This is a genomic window from Streptomyces sp. CB00455, assembly GCF_001905445.1.
Taxonomy (GTDB): Bacteria; Actinomycetota; Actinomycetes; order Streptomycetales; family Streptomycetaceae; genus Streptomyces.
This window is the reverse complement of the sequence record NZ_LIVQ01000005.1, coordinates 18,095-40,895: the sequence shown is the minus strand read 5'-3', so window position 1 is coordinate 40,895 and position 22,801 is coordinate 18,095. Positions and strand designations below refer to the sequence as shown.

Below are 22,801 nucleotides of genomic sequence, written 5' to 3'. Positions count from 1 at the left end.
CGCAGGGGACGAGCGGGGCGCGGGGAGTGCAAGGGACGAGCGGCGTGAACGGAGCGTACGCGTGGAAGCTGCCGCGGGTGGGGAACCGGCCGGTTCGCCCGGTCCCTCCGAGCCGACCGGTCCCTCCGAGCCGACCGGTGTGGCCGGTATGACCGGCGAGCCGGGGCCGCACGGCCCGTCCCGGCCGCACGGCGCGTCCGCGGCGGCGGGAGCGCTGTGGGAGGCAGTCATCGGCCTCGACGAACACGCCGCGATCACGACGGTGATGCGGGCGATGGACGCGGGCCTGCACGCGGAGAGCGCACTGCTCGATGTGATCGCCAAGACCCAGGCCCGGGTCGGCGAGGAGTGGGCCGCCAACCGCCTCACCGTCGCCCAGGAACACGCGGCCACGGCCATCAACGAGCGGGCCGTCGCCGCAGTGGCCCGGCACCCCTCGGCGCGCACGACCCCCACCCGCGGCAAGATCACGGTGGCCTGCGTGGACGGCGAATGGCACGGCCTTCCCGCCCGTCTGCTGGCGGAGGTGCTGAGGCTCCGGGGCTGGTGCGTCGACTACCTCGGCCCGCAGGTCCCCACGCCCCGCCTCGTAGCGCACCTGCACCGCACGGGCCCCGACGCGGTCGCCCTCTCCAGCTCGATCGCCACCCGCCTGCCCACCGCCCACGCGACCATCACCGCCTGCCAGGCCGCAGGCACCCCCGTGCTCGTCGGCGGCGCCGCCTTCGGGCCGGACGGACGCTACGCCCGCCTCCTGGGCGCCGACGCCTGGGCCGCCGACGCCCGCAGCGCCGCCGACCACCTGGCCCTGGGCCCGCTGCCGCACCCGCACGCCGCCCACCAGCCTATCGACGACCTGCCGCACCTGGCCGACCAGGAGTACACCCTGGTGGCCCGCACCCGCCCACGGCTCGTGCGGACCGTCTTCGCGGGGCTTCAGGACGCCCACCCCGCGATGCGCGACTACAGCGACCTCCAGCGGGAGCACACGGCCGAGGACCTGTCCCACATCGTGGAGTTCCTGGGCGTCGCCCTCTACACGGGCGACGCGGACCTCTTCTCCGGCTTCCTGCTGTGGACCGCGGGCGTGCTCGACGCCCGCCGTGTCCCGGCGGCCAGTCTGCTGGCCGCCCTGGAGATCCTCGGCCGCGAGCTGAAGGACTTCCCCCGCTCCACGGCGATCCTGCGACAGGCCGCCCGGCGTCTCACCGCCGCCGCCTCCGGCCCCGCCGCCGCCTCCAGCCCCGCCTCCTCCGCCGCCGACGCCGCCGCCGTCCTGCGACAGGGCGCCCAGTGCCTGACCGACCCTCCCTCCACCGCCGCCGGGACTTCCGTATGACCACTTTTCCCTCCAGCCCGCTGCTGCTCCTGACGTCCGCCGCCCGCGGCGCCGTACGGATCGAACTGCGCGGGGACCTCGACCACCACTGCGCCGACCGGCTGCTGGACGCGGCCACGCGTGCGCTGGCCGAACACGCCGGACTGCTCGACCTGCACCTGGACTGTGCGGGCCTGGCCGCCGTCGACTCCAGCGGCCTGTCGGCGCTGCTGATGATCCGGCGGCGGACCGACGAGGCGGGCGTGCGCCTGCACCTCGACGAGCCGCCCGTGATGCTGACCCGGATGCTGACCGTCACGGGTACCCTGAAACACCTCACACGGCCGGAAACCGCCCAGCGCGGTTCCGCCACGGTGCGCAGGCCACCCACGGCCGGGGAAGAGTCCACATCGGCCCGTTCCCGCCGGCCGGACCAACACGTCTGAAGACGGAACGCGCCGGTTCGGCGCCGCCCGAGGATCCGCTCGCGTGGAGGGAAAGCACATGCCAGTACCAGCCACCGGGCCCCAGCGGTCCGAACAGGACGTCGCGCGGTCGGTCCGCGACACGGCCGAGCTCCTCGACGTCCTGTGGGAACGCTCGCGGCACGCCACCACAGCCGCTCCGGCCTCCACCTCGCAGTTGCGCCTCATGTACCTCGTCGACCGCCGGCCGGGCATCCGCATGCGGACGGTGGGCCGGCTCCTCGCGGCCGCCGCCCCCTCCGTGACCCGGATGTGCGACCGCCTGGCGGCCATCGGTTTCCTGGAACGGCAGCCCTGCCCCACCAGCGGCCGTGAGATCACGCTCCGGCTGACCCCCGCCGGAGAGAGCCACCTGGCGCGGATACGCGAACACCGCGACCAGATCCTCGACCAGGCCATCGGCTCCATGACGGCCGAGCACCGGCACGCGCTCGCCCTGGGCCTCGCGGCGCTGCGCGTTGCCGTCACCACGACCGTGGGCGCCCCCGCGGACGAGGAGCGGTTCCCTGGACCTGCCGCGCGCTCGGCGGGATGACGCGGACGCCGCCTTCCGGGCAACTCGTGCGCCAGGCGACCGGATCCGCTGCGCACGGCGCTGCCTGAGGAGAAGGACGACCTGGAGCTGGCGCAGGGCCGCTACCGCGGCCCGTTCGGCCAGGTCGGCGGCCTCCAGGGCGTCCACACAGCAGCCCGGGACGTCGAACCGGTAGCCGTCGCCCGCCGACACCAGGATCCGCGGCGGTCGTCATCCCCGAGCTGACCGCGCTGGCCGCCGGACACCCGAGCCGCGAAAGGCTGCACGGCCTGCTGATGCGCGCCCTGCACGCCACCGGGCGGCGCACCGAGGCGCTGGCCCTGTTCCAGCGGGTGCGCCGCACCCTCATCGAGGAGCAGGGCATGGAGCCCGGCCGCGAACTGACGGACGTCCACCGCCGCATCCTGGAGGAGACCCCCGAGCAGCCCGCTACCCGGCCGGCCCCCGCCCCGACGCTGTCCGTCGCGCCGGCGCCCGTCCTGCCCGTGCCCGCAGCGTCCGCGCCCGGTGCGACGCCGACCGGTGCGTTCGCGCCCGCAATGACACCGCCCGGTGTGCTACCGCCTGGCGGCTCCGCGCCCGGGGTGACGCCGCCCGGTGTGTTCGCCCCCGGCTCCACGCCGCCCGGTGTGTTCGCCCCCGGTGCGACACCGCCTGGTGCGTGCGCGCCCGGTGCAATGACGCCCGGCCTGCCGGCCGGCGCCGTCCGGACGCCCGTCGCCGCGGCCCCTCCGCGCCGGCCACGGCATGGTCCGCGTCCCCGGCGCCCGCGCCCGCACCCGCCCGCCCCGGCGGCGGCCCCGGCGGGGCGGCGCGCACCGCCGACACGGCCCAGGGCGGGGCGTTCCGGCGGGTCGTACCGCGCAACCCCTGCGCGCGATAACCGACTTCGTCGGCCGTACCGCCGAGGTAGCCACCCTGCGCGCCCTGCTCACCGCCCCCGACCGGCACAGTCTGCCGCTCGCGGCCGTCTCCGGCATGGGCGGCATCGGCAAGACCGCCCTGGTCCTGCACGTCGCCCACCTGGTCCGCGAGCACTACCCCGATGGGCAGCTCTACGCCGGTCTGCGCGGCATGGACCCGGACCCGGAGGACCCCGCGATCGTGCTGGGCGCCTTCCTGGACGGCCTGGGCTGTCCTCCGGCGGGCCAGCCCGACGCCCCGGCTGACCAGGCCGGCCGGTCCCGGCCCTGCGCGGCCCGGCCGCGCACCCCCGGATCATCGGGGTCCTGCGCCGCGCGGGCACGGACGTGCGTCACTTCACGCTGCTGGCCGACGGCCCCACGATCCGCGAACGCCCTCGGCGGCGCATGGCCGAGCGCCACGAAACGGCCGACAAGTGGGGGGAGCTGAGCTGGGAGGGGCAACAGCTCGACCGATGCCTGGCGGCTCTGTCGGGCCCGGCCTTCGGGACGCACCTGTGGACGGCGGACAAGGCTCCCCGGGACGTGGCGCGCGAACTGGTGGCGCACCTGTGAGCGCCTGCCACCCGCAGTCCGCCGCGTCTGGCGCCCCTACCGGGCGAGGAGGGCGCTCACGGTCTTCCCGCCGCCGGGCCTGCGGATCACCGCGGTGACGAGGGCGAGGTCGTTGACCATGTGCCAGCCGAAGCCTCCGGTGCCACCGGTCAGGTCCGGGGTGCGCGGGCGCGGCGGCCGGGGATCGGCGTCGTCGACGGCCACCTCGATGGCGCCGGGGTGCGCGGTCAGGCGGAGCGTGCAGATCCCGCCGCCGTGGCGCAGGGCGTTGGTCACGAGCTCGGAGACGACCAGGACGGCGGTGTCCGCGGCCTCGGGGTCGACGGACGCCGGACCGAGCGCCGCGAGGAACTCCCGCATGGTGTCGCGGGCATCGGCGACGGCCACCGTGGTGGTGCACCGGACGGTTGCGACGTGGTCGCTCATCGTGTCCATCAGGTCAACCTGGTCTCTGGATCGTTTTCGCTCGGATCCTGCCTACGAGCCGCTTGTGCCCTGACCGGCGGCGCACAACCGCGGGGAGGCCCCTGCTTTCGCATCGGCCCGGGCGAGCGTGATCGGCGCGGACGGATGCCGAGGGGCGCCGATGGGCGTCGATGGGACGGGCGGAGCGTTGGTCCGGGCGGCCGCACCCGGTCTCGGGGATGACCGCGAGGTGCGGCGGCCGGGGCCGGGGCCGCGGCCGGGGGAGGGGGAGCGGAGTGGACTGCGCGGACGGCCGGCGCGGCGCCTGTGGCCACTCCCGGACGCGTTGGCCAACCGGTTTCGTACCTCTTCGAACCGGCGAGCGTCAACGGCCTGGCGCGGTCGGGTGCCGGTTGGGGCGAAGTGCCGGTCCGCGGTGCGCGTGTCCGCGGCGGCGGGGCGGCCTTCCCTGCTACACAGGCTCCACCGCGGCCTCTTGCCGGGGATGTTCCCGTAGGGAGGGACATGGCCAGCACGTACCCCGAGCCGCCCGGCCCGGCCGGAGACCCGGCACGGGTGCCCCGGGACCCGGCCGCCGCCCACAAGCGGCAGCCGGAACGAGCACCGGAATCCGATCCGGAACTGGAACCGGAACCGGAATCCGGGCTGAAACCCCAGCCGGAGCCGGACCACGAGCCGGAGCCCGGGCCCGGGGCGGATCCCGAGCCCGAGCTGGCGCAGGACCACGAGCCGGAGCCCGGGCCTGGGGCGGAGTCTGGGACGGAGCCGGAGCCCGAGCGGGAGTCCGGGACGGTGCCGGAGCGGAAGCGCTTGTCTGGGACGGTGCCGGTGTGGGAGCGCGGGCCTGGGGCGGAGTCCGAGCCGGGGCCGGAGTCTGGGACGGAGCCGGAGCCCGAGCCGGAGTCTGGGAGGGAGCCCGAGCCTGAGCCCGAGCCCGAGCCCGAGTCTGGGAGGGAGCCCCAGCCTGCGCCGGAGCCCCAGCCGGAGCACGAGCCGGAGCGGATGCCCGAGCCGGAATCCCAGCTGGAGCCGGAGATCGAGCCGGATCTCGAACGCGAGCTGGATGAAACGTCGGATCTGGGTCGGGCCATCGGCGTCCTGATGGCCCTCCTGCCGTGCACCGCCCGGACAGCGCGGCGGGTCCTCGCCCAGGCGGCCCGTGCCGCCGGGGTGAGCCATGAGCAGATCGCCCGGGCGGCGGTGGCCCTGCGCGCGGGCGCCGCGCCCGCACCGGGAAGCGCCGAAGCCGCCCTGCGGGCGGCCATCGACCGCGCCCTCGCCGCCGCGCACCCGGCGCAGCCCGCTCTGCTGCCCGACCCCCACACCCTGCGCCACCACCTGGCCCACTTCCGCGATCTGCGGCGGCGCACTCTCACCGCCCCCCATGACCCCGCCCTGCGCGCCCGCTACGAAGACGCCGGCTACACCCTGTGCGTCCTGCTCGGGCACCGCGCGGTCCACCGCGCCCTGACCGCCGCCGAGCAACTCGTCTCCGCCCACCGCCCGGGCGGCCCACCGCAGCTCGCCGGCCCGGAGGCGGGCACGTGAGCCGTACGGTTCGCGGCGGGGCGCGCCCCCGGTGCGCCAGACGTCAGCGGTACGAGCCACGCCTCGCTGAGCTCCCGCTCGGGTCCGGTTCCTGCGCCGGCTGATCGTGCCGGCCGGGGCGTGGCGTGGGGCCCGGTCGGTTCAGACCGTGCCGCGGTCCTCGGGGCCGCCGTGCGCGCCGTCCTGACCGTGCAGCCGTTCCCAGGCCGTCGCGAACATCTCGTGCAGCGGCGCCGTCGGCAGGACCCGTCCGAACGGGGACCGGATCACGTTGCCCCAGAGCGGGCGCACCGCGTGGCTCGCCAGCTTCGCGGTCTCCAACGGCAGGTGCGGGGCCTTCAGCTCGGTCCAGTCCCCGGGCAGGAACACGGACCGCCCCGCCCGCGCCCGCTTGGCCTCCACCACCGCGCCCGTGCCGAGGAGTTCCGCCCGCACCTGCGCGTGCCGCGTCGCCGACCAGCTGTTCCACCGCCGTACGTTCCGGTCGGTGGGCGCGGCCAGCGTCGCCACCTGGAGGTACAGCGCCGCCGCGTCCGGGCCGACCCCGAGCCGCCCCGCCGCACGCGCGACCAGCTCCGGGCACGACTGCCGCGGGTCCGCCTCGTACGCACCGGCCGGCACCGCGCCCGAACGAGCCCGGCGCATCATCCGGTCGAGCCCGCCGCCGTCGAGCAGCGGGGCCACCCGTTCCAGCTCCTCCGTCAGGCCGGTGACGGCCACGACCCGCCGCCACACCTCCGGGTCCGCCACCGCCGCGGGCCGCAGGAAGGAGGCGCCGCCGGGCGCGCACACCACCAGGGGCCCGGAATCGTAGGCGACCAGCGGGACCGGATCCTCCTCCTTGCGGCGGTCCTGCGCCACCGGCAGCCGCGCGGGCCCGAACCGTTCCGCGATCCGCGCCGAGGTGTCCTCGACCCGGCCGCCCGCCAGCGCCACCAGCAGTTCCGGGCGGCCAGTTCACCCCGCAGCCGCTCGTACAGGGCCATCGCCCCGGCCACCGCGGGATCACCGACGGGCCGGTCCGTCCACGCCCACACCAGTGCGCTCGCCATCTGCGGCAAGGAGAGGCCCACCGGCGTACCGTAGGGCAGCTCCGGACCGGCCGGCGGCACGGCCCGTACCTCCACCCCGACGCCGTACGGGGTCGCCGCCAGCTCCCAGCGCGCCGCGGGCACGGTCGCGTCCGCGGCGGCCTCGTACCCGCCCGCGAGCCGCCGTGCCCACACCTCGGAGAGACCCGGCCCGGCCTCCAGCGCGTCGGCGGCCTCGTCGTGCACGACCGGCAGCGCCCCGACGTGCTCGCACCACGCCGCCGCCATCCGCTCCACGGCCGCCTCGACCCCGCCGGGCCGCCACAGTTCTGCCGGATCCCCGGGGAGGGCCGCCGCCAGGACGGCGCGCCGGCCCGTGCCGCCCAGCCCGGCCCACAGGCGCTCGTACGCCTCGACCGTCATCGGCGTGGCCTTGTACGGGGCCTTGCGCACCAGGGCCCGGTCCTCCTCGCGGTCGGACCCGCCGACCAGCCCGGCGACCACCAGCCGCGCCACCGGCCTGCGCACGCCCGTCAGTTCGGCGAAGCGCGCCGCGGCCGACTCCGGCACCGGCACGGGCCCGTGCGCCTCGATCGCGGCCACCAGGGCCCGCAGCCTGCTGGCGTCGTCCCGCTCCACCCGCACCGCCCGGGCCTGCGGGACCGCCACCGGCACCGGGTCGCCGTCCGGGGCCCGCTCCGCGGCGGCGGCCGCCACGAACCAGCACTCCGAACCCCCGGGCCGCACCGCGGCGGACGCCACCGCCGTCCCGCCCTCCCGCAAACCGTCCAGAAGCTCCGCGGACGCGCGGCCCACCCACCACCGGCCGCCCTGCCGGGCGAACGGCTGGTCGGCCCAGGTGTCCAGCAGCGCCACCAGGGCGGCCCGCGCCGGCTCGGGGGTCGGCGCCACAGCGGCCCGCCAGGCCGCCGCGTCGATCGTGCCCAGCAACTGCGACCAGTCGCGCGACGGGGCCGGCGGTGCCAGCCGCCGCACCTCCTCCACGATGGTCCCCGCCAGGCAGGCGCCGTCGGCGGCCAGCGCGTTCAGCGTCGCCGGCAGGGGCACCTGCGGACCGCGCCGCCACGCATCCTTCTCCCCGTCCGACACCAGACCGAACAGCGCGGGCATCAGCTCCGTGTCCGGCGCGGACCGGCGCGGCAGGGCCGGCGGTGCCTGCGCGAGCAGCGTGACCCGCCGGTGCAGCGCCAGCCTGCGCTCCTCCACCCGGGCGGCCCGGACGGTCACCGCCGCGACCGCTTCGGCCAGGACCGGATCGGATATTTCCGGCAACTCCCGCTCCACAGCGGCCCGCAGCGCCCGCGGACCGCCGGCAGCGGCCGCCAGCAGTGCCTGCGCGGTCTCCCCGGCGACGGCCCGCAACGCCCGGGACCCGGCTGCGTCCCGGGTCCGCAGCAGGTACCAGAAGGCCGGCGGCAGAGCCACGCCCCCCGAAACGGTGGCCCGCCGGGTGCGCGCCACCCGCGGATGGCGAGGCGAGTGGTGCCCGTCCAGCTCCCACAGCAGGACGCCGTCGGCGGTGTACGCGCGTACGCCCGTGCGGGTCTCGGCTTCGGCGAGGACGACGTCCTGCGCAGCGCCCTCCGGCGGCGCCCACAGCCCCCACGGCTCCTGCCCCGGCCGGTCCGCGTCGAAGCGGGCCGTGCGTCCGTCCACGCTCTCCAGGAGGAAGTGGTCGGGCGCGTGGTCACGGTGCGGGCTGCGGAACAACACCCGGGTCCCGACCAGGCCGTCCCGGCTGCCCAGCGGTGAGCCGGCCAGGCAGGCGGGGAGCGGCGCCAGCTGGAGCGCCTCCGTGGCCAGGGCCATACCGGCCTCGGACGGCCCGGCCGCCGGACCGGAACCGGCTGCGCGGCCCGGGAAGCCGGGCAGGGGCACCGCGCCCCGGATCTCACCGCCGACCGGGTCGACCACCTCCCAGGAGCGTTTGCCGTAGACGGCGTTGGTCCAGATCCGCCGGCCGTCGCCGAGCTGCAGTTCGTCTAGGTCGATGCCTTCCCTGCCGCCGGGACGCAGTACCCGCCGGCCGCCGTGCCGCCCGCCCCCGTCGGCGGTCTCGAACTGGAATCCGTACGCCCCGTCCAGACTGCCGCCGTAGGGCACCAGGCCGCCCACCTCGTCCGGGGTGAAAGTCTCCGCGGGACGGTCGGCCCACGCGGCGGTGTCGCAGTGGTAGGGACTCGGCTTCACGGTCCAGCTCACCAGGAAGGAGCCGCCCACGTAGTGGACCGCGAACATCGTCGCACCGTCGGGCACCGTGAACCGGCAGGAGCCCCGCACCCCGTCCGGGGCCACCGCGACCGCCCGGTCCCGTCCGAACACCGTCAGCACCGGCCAGGTGGCCGTGACCCCCGCCACTCCCGGCAGCACTCCCCCCGCCGCCGGGCCGCCACCGGCATCCGCCGCGAGGGGCGCCTCCTCCACCGGCTGCACGCCCTCGGCGAACTGCGCGTACACCGATTCCAGCGCCGGCCAGGCCAGTTCCTCCGGCAGTCCGGCCGCCAGCGACCGCCGCAGCGCGCCCGCCGCCCCCGCTTCGGCGAGGGCGCCGGCGATCCCGCCGAGCGCCGTGACCGTCGGCCGGTCCAGCAGGGTCTCCAGCTCGGCCACGGCCTCCTCCGCCCCGGCCATACCGCCGCCCGCGACGGTGTCGACGAGCTTCCCCACGCGCCCGGCGACCTCACGGGCGATGCCCTCGTTGCCGGGCAGCAGCGTCACGGCCGATCCCGCCGTCCGCCGGCGCGCCGCCGACCGCCGGGGTTGCAGGCCCGCGTGCACGGTGCCCTCCAGCCGGGGACCGAACACCGGATCGGCGGCCAGCGCGGCCAGGTCGCGCCGGGACCGCTCGCCCCAGAACCGCATCCGTACGTCCGGCCCCGGGTCCACCACCGCCACCCCGGCCGCCAGACAGGCGTCCAGCACGTCGGCGTCGAGGCCCTGGTAGTGGTGCCGGGTGGTGTGCACGGTCACCGCGGTGCCCCCCGCCCGCAGCAGCGGCGCCAACCGGCCCACCAGATCGAGGAATTCAACCGGAAGCTGCTGCCGTCCGACCCCGCCGCCGGGCTGGGCGGCGTACTGGTACATGTGGACGAAGTGCCCGACCCAGTGGTGCAGCCCGCCCTCGGGAACCAGCCGCCCGGCCGCCATCGCCCCCGCCGCGCCGCTGCCGGTCAGCAGCCGCAGCCAGGCCCCGCCGTCGGTGGCGCCGTCGGGGAACACCTCCAGCAGCCCGGCGGCCACGGTGTCCGCCGGCGGATGGGCCGCCAGGATCGGGCCGGCGGCTTCCAGCAGCGCGTCCGGCACCGACTTCTTGCGCGTGACCGAAAGGATCGCCCCGACCAGGCGGGCGACCTCCCCGTCTCCGTGGCCCGCCGCCTTGGCGGAGGCACGCACCCGGCGCACCAGGTCCGCGGGCAGGTCGGCGGGCGAGGCCGCCCACGCGGTCAGGAACGCGTCGAGTGCGCCGTGTGCGGCCACCGGCTCCAGTGTCTCGGCGAGGAACCTCTGGTGCGCCCCGAACTCCTTGCCCGGCATCGCCCCGCCCGCCGCGAACAGCAGTGCGTTGGCGCGGCGGTAGCCGGGATCCACCGGCAGCCCGTGCTCGGCCTCGGCGGCCCGCGCCGCGCCGTAGGCCCGCCCGCCGGGCCGGCTCCCGTACCCGATCAGACGGTGGCCCACGGTGTCCCAGAACCACGGCAGGTGCGCGGGCGGCAGCCGCCGCGCCCGCACGGCCATGGTGTCCACGAACCGGCCGGGCTTGGTCCAGGAACGGCCGAGCTCGGTGCGCATGTCGTCGATCAGGGCGCGCGCGGCCCCGGCCGCGTCCGGGTCGTGGGCGGCGACCCAGTCGGCGTACGTGGTCGAGGTGTGCACACCACCGGTCGGCAGCAGGGATTCGAACGAGGTGATCATGGTCCGCATCGTCGCACGCGCCGCCGACAGCCCGGCCGGGCGTCATCCCCCGGGGCCGCGCCAGACGTTGTCGAAGGCCGCATCCTCGATGGCGCGCCGCTGCCGTACGGCCTCCAGCTCCACCAGAGCGTCATGAACGGCGGCCAGCACGGTCGCCACGGCGTCGTCGTCCACGTCGGGTTCCGCACCGGCGGGCAGGCCCGCGCCCTGGACGGCCTCCGCGTCGGCCTCCGCGTCGGCGTCCGCAGCGACGGACGCCCCGAGCGGCTCGCCGCGGAGCCCGAGGGCCTCGGCGAGGGCCACCAGAGCCGGCTCGTCCGCCGCCAGACGGTCCGCGGCGCGGCGGCGCGCGGGCGAATCGGCCAAGGCCAGGTGACCGGCCCGGAAGGACATCCCGCGGCGTCGCGGCCGGACGAGGTTGCCGTCCGCCTCCAGCGCGGCGCGGTAGGCGGCCGCCAGGCCCCGACCCCTGCGCCAGAGCCAGTCGTCGACCGACTCGTAGGGCTCCTGCGGGACGAGCGATGCCACCGCCTCGGCCAGCAGCGGATCGGCCGGCGCGGCCCCGCCCGAGGGCACGACGAGATCGTCGTCCAGCCTGATCGTCCCGGCGGTGAGGAGGTCGATGAGCTCGGCTCCCGCGAGTGCGAGCGACAGGTTGCCCTGTTCGACGGAGCGAGCGGCTTCCGTGTCCATGGCGATGATCAGCAAGTCCTGCGGTGTGGTCATCAGGCGCTCCATGCTCCCTACGTCCCCGGTGAAGCGGCTCTCGGCCACCTGCGCCGGCACGAGGAGCCGGCATGATCGCCCAGCCGCGAGGACGAGCTTACGGTCCGTGCACACCGCAGGCCACATGCGAACCGGACGGATTCCGCGTGCGCCCCCGCGGCGGACGTGGCCTCGCCCCGGGTGGAGGCCGCGATCATCGCCTACGAGGCCGGCCTGACGGAGGGCCACCACGGCCGGCCGCCCCGGACCGGCCTGCCCTGAGGGCCGCGGCGGGCCCTGGGCATACGCCGGCCGTGGGTACGCGTGCGAGAGCGGACGGCGCACGACCGGGCCACTCGGTACACGCCGGTCATCGTGGGCGGCGGGGCCTTAAGCCGAGTGCGTCACGGTGCGCCCGGCCGCGGGCGGCCGGTGGCCGGTGCCCTTCTCCCTCGCACCGGCCGTGCAGGACCGCGGCCCCGGATCAGCGGTGCTGGGCCGCCTGTTGGAGCAGCGCGACACCGAGGGCGTGCCCGGCCGACCGACCGTCCTGCGCGGCAGCGCGGCCCGTCGGCCCTGCGAGCGCCACGGCTTCACCGTGGAGGCTCACGACCCGGTCGGCATCCACGTGGTGCGAGGGTCGCGAGGGACGCGAGAGCCACGTGCGTGAGCTCCCCGCACGTGAGGGGGACGAGTGGCGCGCCGGACCGGGGCGGGGGACGCGTCGGCGCGCCGACGTCGTCAGGCGAGGCCCATCACGACCGGGCCGCCCGCCCGGTCCACGCGGTGCGTCGACGAGGGCGGCAGCCAGAGCGACCGCGACGGTGACACCGGGCCGGGGAACCATCCGCGCCACAGTCGGCGGCCGTCCTGGCGTACCGTCACCACCGTCCCGTTCAGCGGTGTACCCGAGCGCAGCAGCAACGGCCGTCCCGCGCCGCCGGTGGCGTCCGTGACCCGGTTCGGCACCACCCACACCAGCGGCGCCCGCACGACCAGCGGGGGCCCGGCATCCGGCCACGGCGCGCCTGCCAGACGGGCCAGTACCGGGGTGGCCGCGGCGGCGCCCTCGGCCGCCGCGGTGGCAGCGCGCTCGATGCCGTGCAGGGTGTTGCCCACCGCGAAGACACCCGGCGCCTTGGTACGGAAGGACGCGTCCACGCAGGGACCACGGGTGCCGGGGTCCAAGGCCACACCACCGCGGCGGGCCAGTTCGTGGTCGGGGATCCAGTCGCCGGTGAAGACGACCGTGTCGCAGGCGAGCACCCCCGTCCGGCCGTCCTCGTGGCGGACGGCCACGCCCGACAGGCGGCCCCGGCCGCGCAGCTGGGCCACGGTCGTGTTGGTGAGCAGCGGCGCCCCCGCGGGCGCGACGCCCCGCGAACGGTCGGTGACCACCGCCACCACCTCCGCGCCGGCCCGGCGCAGCGTACGGACCGCGTGCCGGGCGACCGGTTCGGCGCCCACCACGACGGCCCGGCGGCCCACGGACTGTCCGTACAGGTGCACCGACTGCTGCAACTCCCCGGTGGTCAGCACCCCGGCCGGGCGTGAGCCCGGCACCAGCCGGGCGCTGCGGGGGCGCTCGCGGGCCCCGGTGGCGAGGACGACGGCCCGGGCCGTGATCCGCTCCAGGCCCCCCGGGCCCGTCGTCTCCAGACAGAGGGGACCGGCCCAGCCGGTGGCCGTGACGCCGGTCCGGACGACCGCGCCCGCGCCGACGGCGGCCTCCACCAGCTGCCGTGCGTAGGCCGGCCCCCGCAGCCAGGGGCGCGGCGGCCGGCCGAAGCCCCGGTGGTGGCAGTGGCGGGGCACGCCCCCGGCCTCCTGTTCACGTTCCAGCACCTCGACCCGTCCGGCCCCGGCCCCCGCGAGACGGGCGGCGAGGGCCAGACCGGCCGGGCCGGCCCCGATGACCAGTACGTCGACGAGCACGCCCGTACGGTTCACCGGCGGCCCTCCTCGAACAGCGCGCGGACGGCGGCGCCGCAGTAAAAGCCCTGGCAGCGACCGCCCCGCGCCCTCGTGCGCCGCCGCAGGCCGTCCAGCGAACCGGGCGGCACGGTACCCGTGAGCGCGTCGCGGATCTCCCCGCGGGTCACCCGCTCGCAGTGGCAGACGATCCGTCCGTACTCCGGATCGGCCGCGATCAGCCGCTGGTCGCGGTACGGCCGGGGGAACGCCTCGCCCAGGTTCGGCATCCGCACCGGCTCCAGGTCCTTCGCGCCGCTCACCGCAAGGCCGCCGTCCGCAAGCAGTTCCACCACGTGCGCGGCGATCGCCATCGAGGCGGTCAGGCCCGTCGAACGGATCCCGCCCACGGTGACGTACCGCAGGGCGGGGTGGGCGCGGACCGCGTAGTCCTCGGACCCGGTGGCGGCCCGCAGCCCGGCGTACACGGCGGTGGCCTCCTCCTCCAGGAGCGCGGGGAGGATCCGGCGGCCCTTCTCCCGCAGCAGGGCGATCCCCTCGGCGGTCGAGCCGGTGGCCGTCTTGTCGTCCAGGTCCTCGGCGGTCGGGCCCAGCATCACGTTCCCGTACACCGTCGGCGACACCAGCACCCCCTTCCCGAGCGCGCCCGGCACCGGCAGCAGGATGTGCCGCACCAGGCCGCGGGCGAGCTCGTCGAAGACGATCAGCTGCCCCCGCCGGGGCGTCACGGTGAAGTCCGCACGGCCCATGAGCCGGTCGACCTCGTCGGCATACAGGCCCGCCGCATTGACCAGGTGGCGGGTGCGCAGGGGTCCCCGGCTGGTGGACAGGACGTGCGGGTCGCCCGGAGTCAGTGACTGGAGGCGGCAGTTGAGGTGGAGGTCGGTGCCGGCGCGCACGGCCTGCGTGGCGTAGGCGAGGGTCGTCGTCCAGGGGCAGATGATCGACTCGTCCGGCACGTGGAGCGCCCCCAGCACGCCCGGTCCCAGCTCGGGCTCGCGGGCCCGCACCTCCTCGGCCGGGATGATCCGGGCCGAGCGGTAGCCGTTGCGTACGGCCTTGGCGGCCAGGCCCGGCAGTGCGGCGCGCTGCTCCTCGTCCCAGGCCACCAGGAGCGCGCCGAGCGGTTCCACGGGGATGCCGCTGTCGGCGGCGAAGGCGGCGAGCCGGCGCTGTCCGTCCCTGACCAGCCGGGACTCCAGCGAGCCGGGCACCGCGTCGAAACCGGTGTGCAGGATGGCGGTGTTGGCCTTGGAGGTGCCGTCGCCGACGTCGCCGGAGGCGTCGACCAGGGCGATCCGCAGCGGGAGGCGGGCCAGCTCGCGGGCGATCGCCGAGCCCACCACCCCGGCCCCGACGACCGTCACGTCGTACGGCGCGCCGGGCAGGGCGCCGCCGGTGGTGACGGTCATGCCGGGCCGTCGAGCAGGGCCGAGACCGCACTGCGGAACCGTGCGCGGCGCTCCGCCGCCTGCCCGGCGCCGGCCCTCGGCTCGTAGACGACGGACGGCTTCCACGCCGGGACGGCGTCCTCGACGCCGAGCGAGGGATCGAGACCCAGCCGGGCGACGGCGCCCACACCGAGCGCGGTGGCGTCCGGCAGGGCCGACACCTCGACGGGTATCTGCAGCAGATCGGCCTGTGCCTGCATGAGCAGGGCTGAGCGGGTCAGGCCGCCGTCGACGCGCAGGGTGGTGAGCGGTGCGCCCAGGTCGGCGGCGACCGCGTCCGCGAGCTCCGCCACCTGGGCCGCGATACCGTCGCACAGGGCCCGGACCAGGTGTCCGGCCGTGGTGGCGAGGCCGAGACCGGTGACCGAGCCGCGCAGATCGCCCCGCCACCACGGTGCGGCGAGTCCGGCGAGCGCGGGGACGAAGGTGACACCACCGGCGTCCCGGACGCTCCCGCCCACGGTGTCGATGTCCTCGGCGCCGGATATCACGCCGAGATCGCTCAGCCAGCGCACCGCGGAAGCGGCCGTGTACACCTGCCCGTCCAGGCAGTAGCTGGTCCGTCCCGCGAGCCGCCAGGCCACACAGCCGGCCAGTCCGCGAGCGCTGCGGCGGGGGAGCGGCCCGGACTGCGCGAGCAGGAAGGCGCCTGTCCCGTAGGTGCACTTGGCGGTGCCCGGCGCAGTGACCCGCTGGGCGAACAGCGCCGCCTGCTGGTCGACGAGCAGTCCGGTCAGCGGCAGCTCGGGTCCGAAAGCGGTGGTGGTGCCGACGCGGGTGTCCGCGTCGACGATCCGCGGCAGCCGTTCCTCCGCGAGGCCGAAGGCGTCGAGCGCCGCCTGCGACCAGCCGACCGTGTCGAGATCGAGCAACTGGGTGCGGCCCGCCGTCGCCGCGTCGGTGACGAACGCACCGGTGAGGCGGTGCACCAGCCACACGTCGCTGGTCGTGACGACGCCGTCCCGGGTCAGGTGGCGGCGTATCCAGGCCATCTTGGGCGCGGCGAAGTACGGGTCGAGCGGCAGACCGGTCGTCTGCTGCAACAAGGCCGCTTGCGGCGCGAGTTCGGAGCAGAGGGGATCGGCTCGGCGGTCCTGCCAGACGATCGCGTCGGTCAGCGCCTCACCGCTCGCCGGGTTCCAGGCGAGCACGGTCTCGCCCTGGTTGGCGAGGCCCACGGCGACGACCGGCTCACCGGCCGCCAGGAGCGCGGCCCGCCCGGCGTCGACGACCGACCTCAGCAGCTCGGCGGGGTCGACCTCCACCCGGCCGCCCGGAAGGTACCGGGGCCGGACGGGCGCGGATGCGGAGCCGATGACCCCGCGGACAGGACAGATGACGAGGGCCTTGGTTCCCGAGGTGCCCTGGTCGACAGCGAGCACCGGGCCCGTCATCACCACTCCGTCCCTGGTGTCCGCATGCTGGGTCGTCCTGCCGATGTCCGCTCGGAAGCCTCCACCAGCGAACGCCGCGCGTCAAGATCACCGGAACCGGACCCGATGCATTGACGCCAAGTCATATGGCGCTGGTGGCTTGTTACTTGCGTTCGAAAGAGAATCCGGATGCGGATGCCCCGAGTCGCTCTATAGTGATCGCCGATCAACGGGAAGGACGCCGACCGCGGGTCGACGGCGGGGATTTCCGGGCACGCGGTCCACGCGCGGCCCGCGCGTCCCCGGCGCGGCACGGCTGCAGCGCGGCAGCCGGACGCCGGACGGACCCACCCCCACGCGATCCGAGGACTGATGACCACGACCACCGCAGGACGCGCCCGCCCCGGCTGCTCGCGCCCGTCGACGGGGACGAGGTGATGGCGGGCGCCGACTTCCGGCCCGTCTACCACCCGGCCGGCCACGACAACGAGCTGCGCGTCGCGGTCCAGGACCTGCGCACGGGCCGCTGGGTGTCGATGGCGCAGTTGCTCGACCGGACCGAACACTGGGGGCTGTGGACCCAGCGCACCCAGGTCCTCGCCGCGGTCGCCGCAGGATCCGACGTGGTCCAGGCGTGGCGGAACGAGGAACCGCACAGCGTCGCGGCGACCGTGATGCACACCCGTGTCGTCGTCGAACGGGCCGTCCGAGCCCACCGCGCCGGACATCCCCGCACCCACGAGTTGTGGCAGGAGGCCTGGCAGGCCTGCCGGGACGCCGCCCGCACCAGCCCGGCCGACCCCGTGCCCTGGGTCTGCCTGCTCGCCCTCGCCCTCCTCGACGACGACCGGCGGCTGGACGAGCACCGGCTCCCGCCCCCCGGCCCGATGCTGCCCCCCGGGCCCTGGGGCATCCTCGCCGAAGCCGACAAGCGCGACCCGCACAACCGCGAGGCCTACCACCGGATGCTCCAGTTCGTGTACGCGGGCGCACCCGGACCGCTCTCCGAGGCGGCCAACTTCGTGCACTGGGCCGCCGGATCCGCCCCGGCCGGCTCGGCCGTCCACGTCCTGCCGCTCTACCTCCGGGTCGAACGCTACCGCCGGGGGCGCGGCCAGGAGAAAGCCCTCGACCTGCACTGGATCGCCGAGGACGCCCTCCGCGACGCCACCCGCGCCCTGGACGCGTGGTTCCGCCTCGCCGACCCCCGGCACGCCTCCCCCCTCGATCTGAACCACCTCGCCCACGCCCTGTGGGGAGCCCACCAGTTCGACGAGGCCGCGCAGGTCTTCGACACGATCGGCCGCTACTGGACGACACTGCCGTGGGCCTACCGGACCCGCGCCCCGGCCGACCAGGCGCTGGCCGAGGAGGTGTTCCTGGAGGCCAGGTCCCGCAGCCTGGCGGGCCGGAACTGACCTTCCCGGCCCGTCCCGGGCGGCGCTCCCCGGCCGCCCGCGCGCAAGGCCCCGGACCTCGCCCCCGTTCGCACACCCCCCCGCGCCACCGTCCCCGTGCTCCACCACCCCCCGGAGGTACCGTCGTGTCCCGAACCGCATGGGCAGCTCGCCAGGGCGGCAACGCCCCACGCCCGCAGGACGAGGAGGAACGGCTCAGAGAACTGGGTTACCAGCCCGTCCTCGCACGCCGCATGGGCGGCTTCGGGAACTTCGCCATCAGCTTCTCCGTCATATCCGTCCTCTCCGGCTGCATGACCCTGTACGGCTTCGGCCTGGGCACCGGTGGCCCGGCCGTGATGCTGTGGGGCTGGGTCGGCGTCGGCCTGTTCGTCCTGTGCGTCGGTCTCGCCCTGGCCGAGGTGACCAGCGCCTACCCCACCTCCGGAGCGCTCTACTACATGGCCGACCGGCTCGGCGGCCGCCGCTGGGGCTGGTACACCGGCTGGCTGAACCTGCTCGGCCTGCTCGGCGCCATCGCCGGGATCGACTACGGCGCCGCCCTCTTCACCGGCGCCTTCCTCAACCTCCAGTTCGGCTTCGTGCCCACCTCCGGCTCCACGTTCCTGATCTTCCTGTGCATCCTGCTGCTGCACGCCGCGCTCAACCTCTTCGGGGTCCGCCTCGTCAGCGTGCTCAACTCCATCAGCGTCTGGTGGCACCTCGGCGGGGTCGCGCTCATCGTCGGCGCCCTGGCCTTCGTCCCCGACCACCACCAGTCGCCCTCGTTCGTCTTCACCGAATTCGTCAACGACACCGGCTGGGCCAACCCGTTCTACGTGGCGGCGGTCGGCCTGCTGCTCGCCCAGTACACGTTCTCCGGCTACGACGCCTCCGCGCACCTCTCGGAGGAGACCTCGAACGCCTCCGTCTCCGCCGCCAAGGGAATCGTCCGGGCCATCTGGGTCTCCTGGATCGCCGGATTCGCCCTGCTCGCCGGGCTCACCTTCGCCATCCAGGACTACGCGGCCGTCCAGGGCAGCGCCACCGGTGTCCCGCCCGCCCAGATCTTCCTCGACGCCCTCGGATCCGGCGGCGCCACCGCCCTGCTCCTCGTGGTCATCGTCGCGCAGCTCTTCTGCGGCAACGCCGAAGTGGCCGCCGCGAGCCGGATGGTCTTCGCGTTCAGCCGGGACAACGCCCTCCCCGGCTCCGCGCTGTGGCGCAAGGTCAGCGGCCGCACCCAGACGCCGGTCCCCGCGGTGTGGCTCTCGGTCGTCGTCGCCGGCGTGCTCGCCCTGCCCTCGCTCTACTCCGCCACCGCGTACGGGGCCGTGACCGCCATCAACGTCATCGGCATCACCCCGGCCTACGCCATCCCGATCTATCTGCGGCTGCGCGCCGGCGACCGGTTCGAGCCCGGCCCGTGGAGCCTGGGCCGCTGGAGCAAGCCGATCGGCTGGATCGCCGTCGTGTGGGTGGCGGTCGTCACCGTACTGTTCTGCCTGCCGCAGAAGTCCCCGGTCACGATCGACTCGATGAACTACGCAGTGATCGCCCTGGCGGTGGTCCTGGTCCTGGCCAGCGTGTGGTGGGCCGTCGCGCGCCGCTCCTACGGGACCCCGTCGGCCTATGGAAACGCCCGGGAACAGGCGGAGATCGCCGAGGGCATCGTCTGATCCCCGGCACCCGTCACCCGGCCTCCCGGCACCCGCCCCCGGCGCCCGCTCCGGCGGCACTCAGTTCCTCCTGCGGCACCCGCTGCGGGGGCACCCGCTCCGGGGGCACGCGCCCGCCCGGTACCCGCTCGGCCGGTGTCACCGCCGGAACCCGCTCGTAGCGCCCCGTCCGCCCGTCCGCCCGTCCGCACCGGCCGCCGTCCCCGAGGGCAGAGGCCCCCGCGGGAGGGCGCCCGCGTCCCCGGGGGCCCGCCCGCGGTGCCCGCGGCGCCGGTGGGGCCGGGGAGGGCGCGGCGCTCCGGCGGTCGGCCGCGACGTCACTGCGTTGGTGCTACCCGCCCCGCCGGATGATGCTTGTCAGTGGAGCCCCTGCCCGTGCAGGTTGCCGTGGGACAGCGGCGGAGGAGCTAGTGCTGTGACCGGGAAGGCTCACCGTGTCGCGGCGCCCGGCACGGCACCTCGCCGCGTTGTCGGACTACGACGGTACGTCCAGTACGAGTCGCGGCCCTCCGCCTTGCGATGCACCGCACCGGACACCGCGACCCGGCAAACCTTCCCGGCCACAGCACTAGCGAGGGCGAGATGAGCGGCGATGGAGCACCTTCCCACCTTCCCCGGTGAGCGGCCGGGGGAGACGAACGCTTCCCCCGAACCGGCGTACACGGCCACGGCCACCATCAGCGAGCAGGGCATCGTGACGGAGTGGAGCGACGACGCCCGCCGACTGCTCGGTTACGCGCCCGCCGAAGTCGTGGGACTGCCCGCCGCCCGCCTGCTGGCCGACGGCCTCGGCGCCGCCCCGCAGACGGTCGCGCCCGGCCAGCAGCGCTGGAGCGGCACCCTCGCGCTGCGCCACCAGGACGGCCGGCGGCTGGACCAGGCACTGCTCGCCCACCGCTGGACCTCCACCGGCGGCACCGCCAAGTGGACCGTCGTGTCAGCGGTGCCCCCGGTGCCCGCCACCGCGGGCGAGCCCGGCCCGCCCTGGGGCGAACTGCTGGAGGGATGGGCGTTCACCCAGTCCCCCTGTTTCCTGGCGATCTTCGACGCGGACCTGCGACTTCTGCGGGCGAACGCCGGCATGGAGCGCACGCTCTCCCTCACCGAGAGCGAGATGCGCGGGCTGCGCCTGCCGGAGATCGTGCCGGACCCGGTGAGCGATGAGACCGAGCGCAGGATGCGCCTGGCCCTGGAAACCGGTGAGCCCCAGTACACGGACGCCTTCCTCCGCCGCACCGGGGCGGACACGGAGCACGCCTGGGCGGCCGCGCTGGCCCCCCTGCACGATCCGGACGGCCGCGTACGCGCCGTGTACCTGGCCGCGCACGACAGGACGGGAACGGACGGCGACCGACGCCGCACGCTCCTGCCGGGTGTCGCGGGCTCCCGCATCGGCACCACCCTGGACAGCGACCGCACCGCCCGGGAGCTGGCCGACGCCGCCGTCCCCCGGCTCGCCGACTTCGCCGTCGTCGACCTGCTGGAACCTCCTCCGCGCGCCGGCGCAACGTCCGCCGGCCCGGTGGCGGGGCCCGTCACCGCGAGCCGTACCGCCGTGCGGTCGGTCCTCGAAGAAGGCCCGCACGCCCAGCCCGCCATCGGCGACACGGTCGTCTATCCGCCGCTGACGCCCCCCGTCGCGTGTCTGGCCGCGGGACGGGGCGCCGTCTACGCAGCGGGTGACCCGTCCGTCGGCCGGTGGATGACCGAGGACCCCGGAGCCGCCTGGATCGGCGCGTTCGGACTGCCCTCGATGATGGTGGTGCCCCTGCGCGCCGGCGGTACGACCCTCGGCCTGGCCCTCTTCGGCCGCCGCCAGGGCCGGGAGCCCTTCCGGCCGGAGGACCTGTGGCTGGCCGAGGAACTCACGACCAGAGCGGCCGTCGGCGTCCACCACGCCCGCCGCTACACCCGGGAGCACACCAGCACCATGACGCTGCAACGCAGCCTGCTCCCGCACACCCTGCCCGACTACGCCGCGCTGGAGATCGCCTCCCGCTACCTGCCCGCCGGCAACGCGGCCGGCGTGGGCGGCGACTGGTTCGACGTGATCCAGCTGTCCGGCGCGCGAGTGGCCCTGGTCGTCGGAGACGTCGTCGGCCACGGCATGCGCGCCGCCGCCACCATGGGCCGGCTGCGCACCGCCGTACGCACCCTGGCCGATGTGGACCTGCCGCCGGACGAGCTCCTGACCCACCTCGACGACCTCATAATCCACCTGTCCGCGGACGACGCGGACCAGGAGGCGGGCGGGGACGCCGCCGCCGGCATCGGCACCACCTGCCTGTACGTGGTCTACGACCCCGTGACCCGCGGCTGCACCGTCGCCCGGGCGGGCCACCCGCCGCCCGCCGTGGTCTCACCGGAGGGCACCGTGTACCTCCTCGACGTCCCCGCGGGGCCGCCCCTCGGCCTGGGCGGCCTCCCCTTCGAGACCGTCGACGTCGAACTGCCGGAAGGCAGCATCCTCGCCCTCTACACCGACGGCCTCCTCCAGGTCCGCGACCACGACATCGACGACGCCCTGGACAGCATGTTCGCGGCCCTCGCCCGTCCCGCTTCCACACTGGACACCGTCTGCGACCGGGTACTGACGGCCATGCTCACCCACCCCCCGGAGGACGACGTCGCCCTGCTCGTGGCCCGGACCCGGGCCCTGCACACCGACCAGGTCGTCGTCTGGGACCTTTCCTCCGACCCCTCCGTCGTCGCCCAGGCCCGGCGCAATGCAACCGAGCAGCTGACGGCGTGGGGACTGGAGGAGGCGGCCTTCGTCACCGAGCTCCTGGTCAGCGAACTGGTCACCAACGCGATCCGCTACGGCCGGCCGCCCATCCAGCTGCGCCTGATCCACCAGAGCAGCACGCTGATCTGCGAAGTCTCCGACGCCAGCAACACCGCACCGCACATGCGGCGTGCCCGGATCTTCGACGAGAACGGGCGGGGCCTGCTGCTGATCGCCCAGCTCGCCCAGCGCTGGGGCACCCGGCACGCCCCCATCGGCAAGACCATCTGGGCCGAGCAGTCTCTCGCCGGGTTCTGACGGCGCCCGGCACGGGCACCGCAGCGCGTCGCGGCACACCTCGCGACTCCGGGGAAGCCCCGCCTGTGACGCGCCTGTGACAGTCGGCGGACACGGTCATGAAGTCACGCGAGCACGCTTTTCAGCAGGGACAAATAGCGACATTCAGCTATATGTCCCCTGCTTCCGAGGATGTGAGCAGTGATGACCGAACCGATTCGTCGGAGGTAATCCCATGAGCCTCACCCTCGTCGCGCCGCACGCCGAAGCCCCCGCACCCGCCCTGGCCCCCCGCGAACTGGAGGCACTGCGACACATCGCCGCAGGGCGCACCTATCTTCAGACGGCGCGCCACATGGGGCTCTCCAAGCACACGGTCGATGCCTACCTCCGCCGCATCCGGGCCAAGCTGGGCATCAACAACACGGCGGAAATGACCCGACTGGCCATCTCGATGGGACTGTGACACCCGACCCCACCGCAGGCGC

General features: G+C 75.5%; 18 protein-coding genes and 1 pseudogene. 11 read left to right on the top strand and 8 right to left on the bottom strand.

Features of this window, described 5'->3' with window-relative positions; all coding sequences use genetic code 11:
- Nucleotides 1-148 precede the first annotated feature (148 nt).
- From AMK16_RS20405 to AMK16_RS35190, 6 genes and pseudogenes are all read left to right on the top strand, one after another.
- Nucleotides 149-1,339, top strand: a complete 1,191-nt coding sequence (locus AMK16_RS20405) for a cobalamin B12-binding domain-containing protein (RefSeq protein ID WP_079191674.1) — start codon at nt 149-151, stop codon at nt 1,337-1,339.
- Entirely contained in the window at nt 1,336-1,764 is a 429-nt protein-coding gene (locus tag AMK16_RS20400; RefSeq protein WP_073917884.1) for an STAS domain-containing protein, read from the top strand. The genes AMK16_RS20405 and AMK16_RS20400 overlap by 4 nt, the downstream gene beginning before the upstream one ends.
- A gap of 58 nt (nt 1,765-1,822) precedes the next feature.
- On the top strand, nt 1,823-2,338 hold the full coding sequence (locus tag AMK16_RS20395) for a MarR family winged helix-turn-helix transcriptional regulator (RefSeq protein ID WP_073917882.1): 516 nt from the start codon (nt 1,823-1,825) through the stop codon (nt 2,336-2,338).
- Between the two features lie 206 nt (nt 2,339-2,544).
- Nucleotides 2,545-2,733 (top strand): annotated as a pseudogene (locus AMK16_RS38535) (BTAD domain-containing putative transcriptional regulator); the annotation flags it as partial.
- Between the two features lie 352 nt (nt 2,734-3,085).
- Entirely contained in the window at nt 3,086-3,691 is a 606-nt protein-coding gene (locus AMK16_RS37345; RefSeq protein WP_073917880.1) for an ATP-binding protein, read from the top strand.
- A complete protein-coding gene (locus AMK16_RS35190; protein ID WP_158071228.1) occupies nt 3,649-3,816 on the top strand; it encodes a hypothetical protein in 168 nt (55 codons plus the stop codon). Before AMK16_RS37345 ends, AMK16_RS35190 begins: the two co-directional genes overlap by 43 nt.
- A gap of 36 nt (nt 3,817-3,852) precedes the next feature.
- Here the strand turns inward: AMK16_RS35190 and AMK16_RS20380 are convergent, their stop codons facing one another.
- Nucleotides 3,853-4,251 carry an ATP-binding protein gene (locus tag AMK16_RS20380; protein ID WP_073917878.1) on the bottom strand — a complete coding sequence of 133 codons (399 nt, stop codon included), beginning with the start codon at nt 4,249-4,251 and terminating at the stop codon, nt 3,853-3,855.
- A 993-nt stretch (nt 4,252-5,244) separates the two neighbouring features.
- Here AMK16_RS20380 and AMK16_RS36260 point away from each other — a divergent pair.
- A complete protein-coding gene (locus AMK16_RS36260; protein ID WP_073917876.1) occupies nt 5,245-5,790 on the top strand; it encodes a DUF5133 domain-containing protein in 546 nt (181 codons plus the stop codon).
- Between the two features lie 141 nt (nt 5,791-5,931).
- Here AMK16_RS36260 and AMK16_RS37340 read toward each other — a convergent pair whose 3' ends face one another.
- The 7 genes from AMK16_RS37340 to AMK16_RS20350 all read right to left on the bottom strand — a co-directional run bounded on the left by AMK16_RS37340 (nt 5,932) and on the right by AMK16_RS20350 (nt 16,236).
- Nucleotides 5,932-6,510: a hypothetical protein gene (locus AMK16_RS37340; RefSeq protein ID WP_242438821.1), complete on the bottom strand. Its 579-nt coding sequence runs from the start codon at nt 6,508-6,510 to the stop codon at nt 5,932-5,934.
- Nucleotides 6,492-10,754: a hypothetical protein gene (locus AMK16_RS38125; RefSeq protein ID WP_274535376.1), complete on the bottom strand. Its 4,263-nt coding sequence runs from the start codon at nt 10,752-10,754 to the stop codon at nt 6,492-6,494. The genes AMK16_RS37340 and AMK16_RS38125 overlap by 19 nt, the downstream gene beginning before the upstream one ends.
- Before the next feature lie 42 nt (nt 10,755-10,796).
- The gene (locus AMK16_RS20365) at nt 10,797-11,480 is read right to left on the bottom strand and encodes a GPP34 family phosphoprotein (RefSeq protein WP_073918788.1); all 684 of its coding nucleotides are present in this window, start codon (nt 11,478-11,480) and stop codon (nt 10,797-10,799) included.
- 463 nt (nt 11,481-11,943) lie between these two features.
- On the bottom strand, nt 11,944-12,069 hold the full coding sequence (locus tag AMK16_RS38120; RefSeq protein ID WP_274535375.1) for a hypothetical protein: 126 nt from the start codon (nt 12,067-12,069) through the stop codon (nt 11,944-11,946).
- A gap of 131 nt (nt 12,070-12,200) precedes the next feature.
- Nucleotides 12,201-13,409: an NAD(P)/FAD-dependent oxidoreductase gene (locus AMK16_RS20360; RefSeq protein WP_073917875.1), complete on the bottom strand. Its 1,209-nt coding sequence runs from the start codon at nt 13,407-13,409 to the stop codon at nt 12,201-12,203.
- The gene (locus AMK16_RS20355) at nt 13,406-14,803 is read right to left on the bottom strand and encodes an FAD-dependent oxidoreductase (protein WP_073917874.1); all 1,398 of its coding nucleotides are present in this window, start codon (nt 14,801-14,803) and stop codon (nt 13,406-13,408) included. Before AMK16_RS20355 ends, AMK16_RS20360 begins: the two co-directional genes overlap by 4 nt.
- The gene (locus AMK16_RS20350) at nt 14,800-16,236 is read right to left on the bottom strand and encodes an FGGY family carbohydrate kinase (RefSeq protein ID WP_073917873.1); all 1,437 of its coding nucleotides are present in this window, start codon (nt 16,234-16,236) and stop codon (nt 14,800-14,802) included. The genes AMK16_RS20355 and AMK16_RS20350 overlap by 4 nt, the downstream gene beginning before the upstream one ends.
- A gap of 416 nt (nt 16,237-16,652) precedes the next feature.
- Here AMK16_RS20350 and AMK16_RS20345 point away from each other — a divergent pair, with 416 nt between their 5' ends.
- From AMK16_RS20345 to AMK16_RS20330, 4 genes are all read left to right on the top strand, one after another.
- Entirely contained in the window at nt 16,653-17,633 is a 981-nt protein-coding gene (locus tag AMK16_RS20345) for a hypothetical protein (RefSeq protein WP_073917872.1), read from the top strand.
- Between the two features lie 125 nt (nt 17,634-17,758).
- Nucleotides 17,759-19,291: an amino acid permease gene (locus AMK16_RS20340; RefSeq protein WP_073917871.1), complete on the top strand. Its 1,533-nt coding sequence runs from the start codon at nt 17,759-17,761 to the stop codon at nt 19,289-19,291.
- A 592-nt stretch (nt 19,292-19,883) separates the two neighbouring features.
- Entirely contained in the window at nt 19,884-22,334 is a 2,451-nt protein-coding gene (locus AMK16_RS20335; protein WP_079191614.1) for a SpoIIE family protein phosphatase, read from the top strand.
- Between the two features lie 214 nt (nt 22,335-22,548).
- Complete coding sequence (locus AMK16_RS20330; RefSeq protein ID WP_073917870.1) at nt 22,549-22,779, top strand: response regulator transcription factor; 231 nt, start codon at nt 22,549-22,551, stop codon at nt 22,777-22,779.
- The last annotated feature ends 22 nt before the right edge of the window (nt 22,780-22,801 follow it).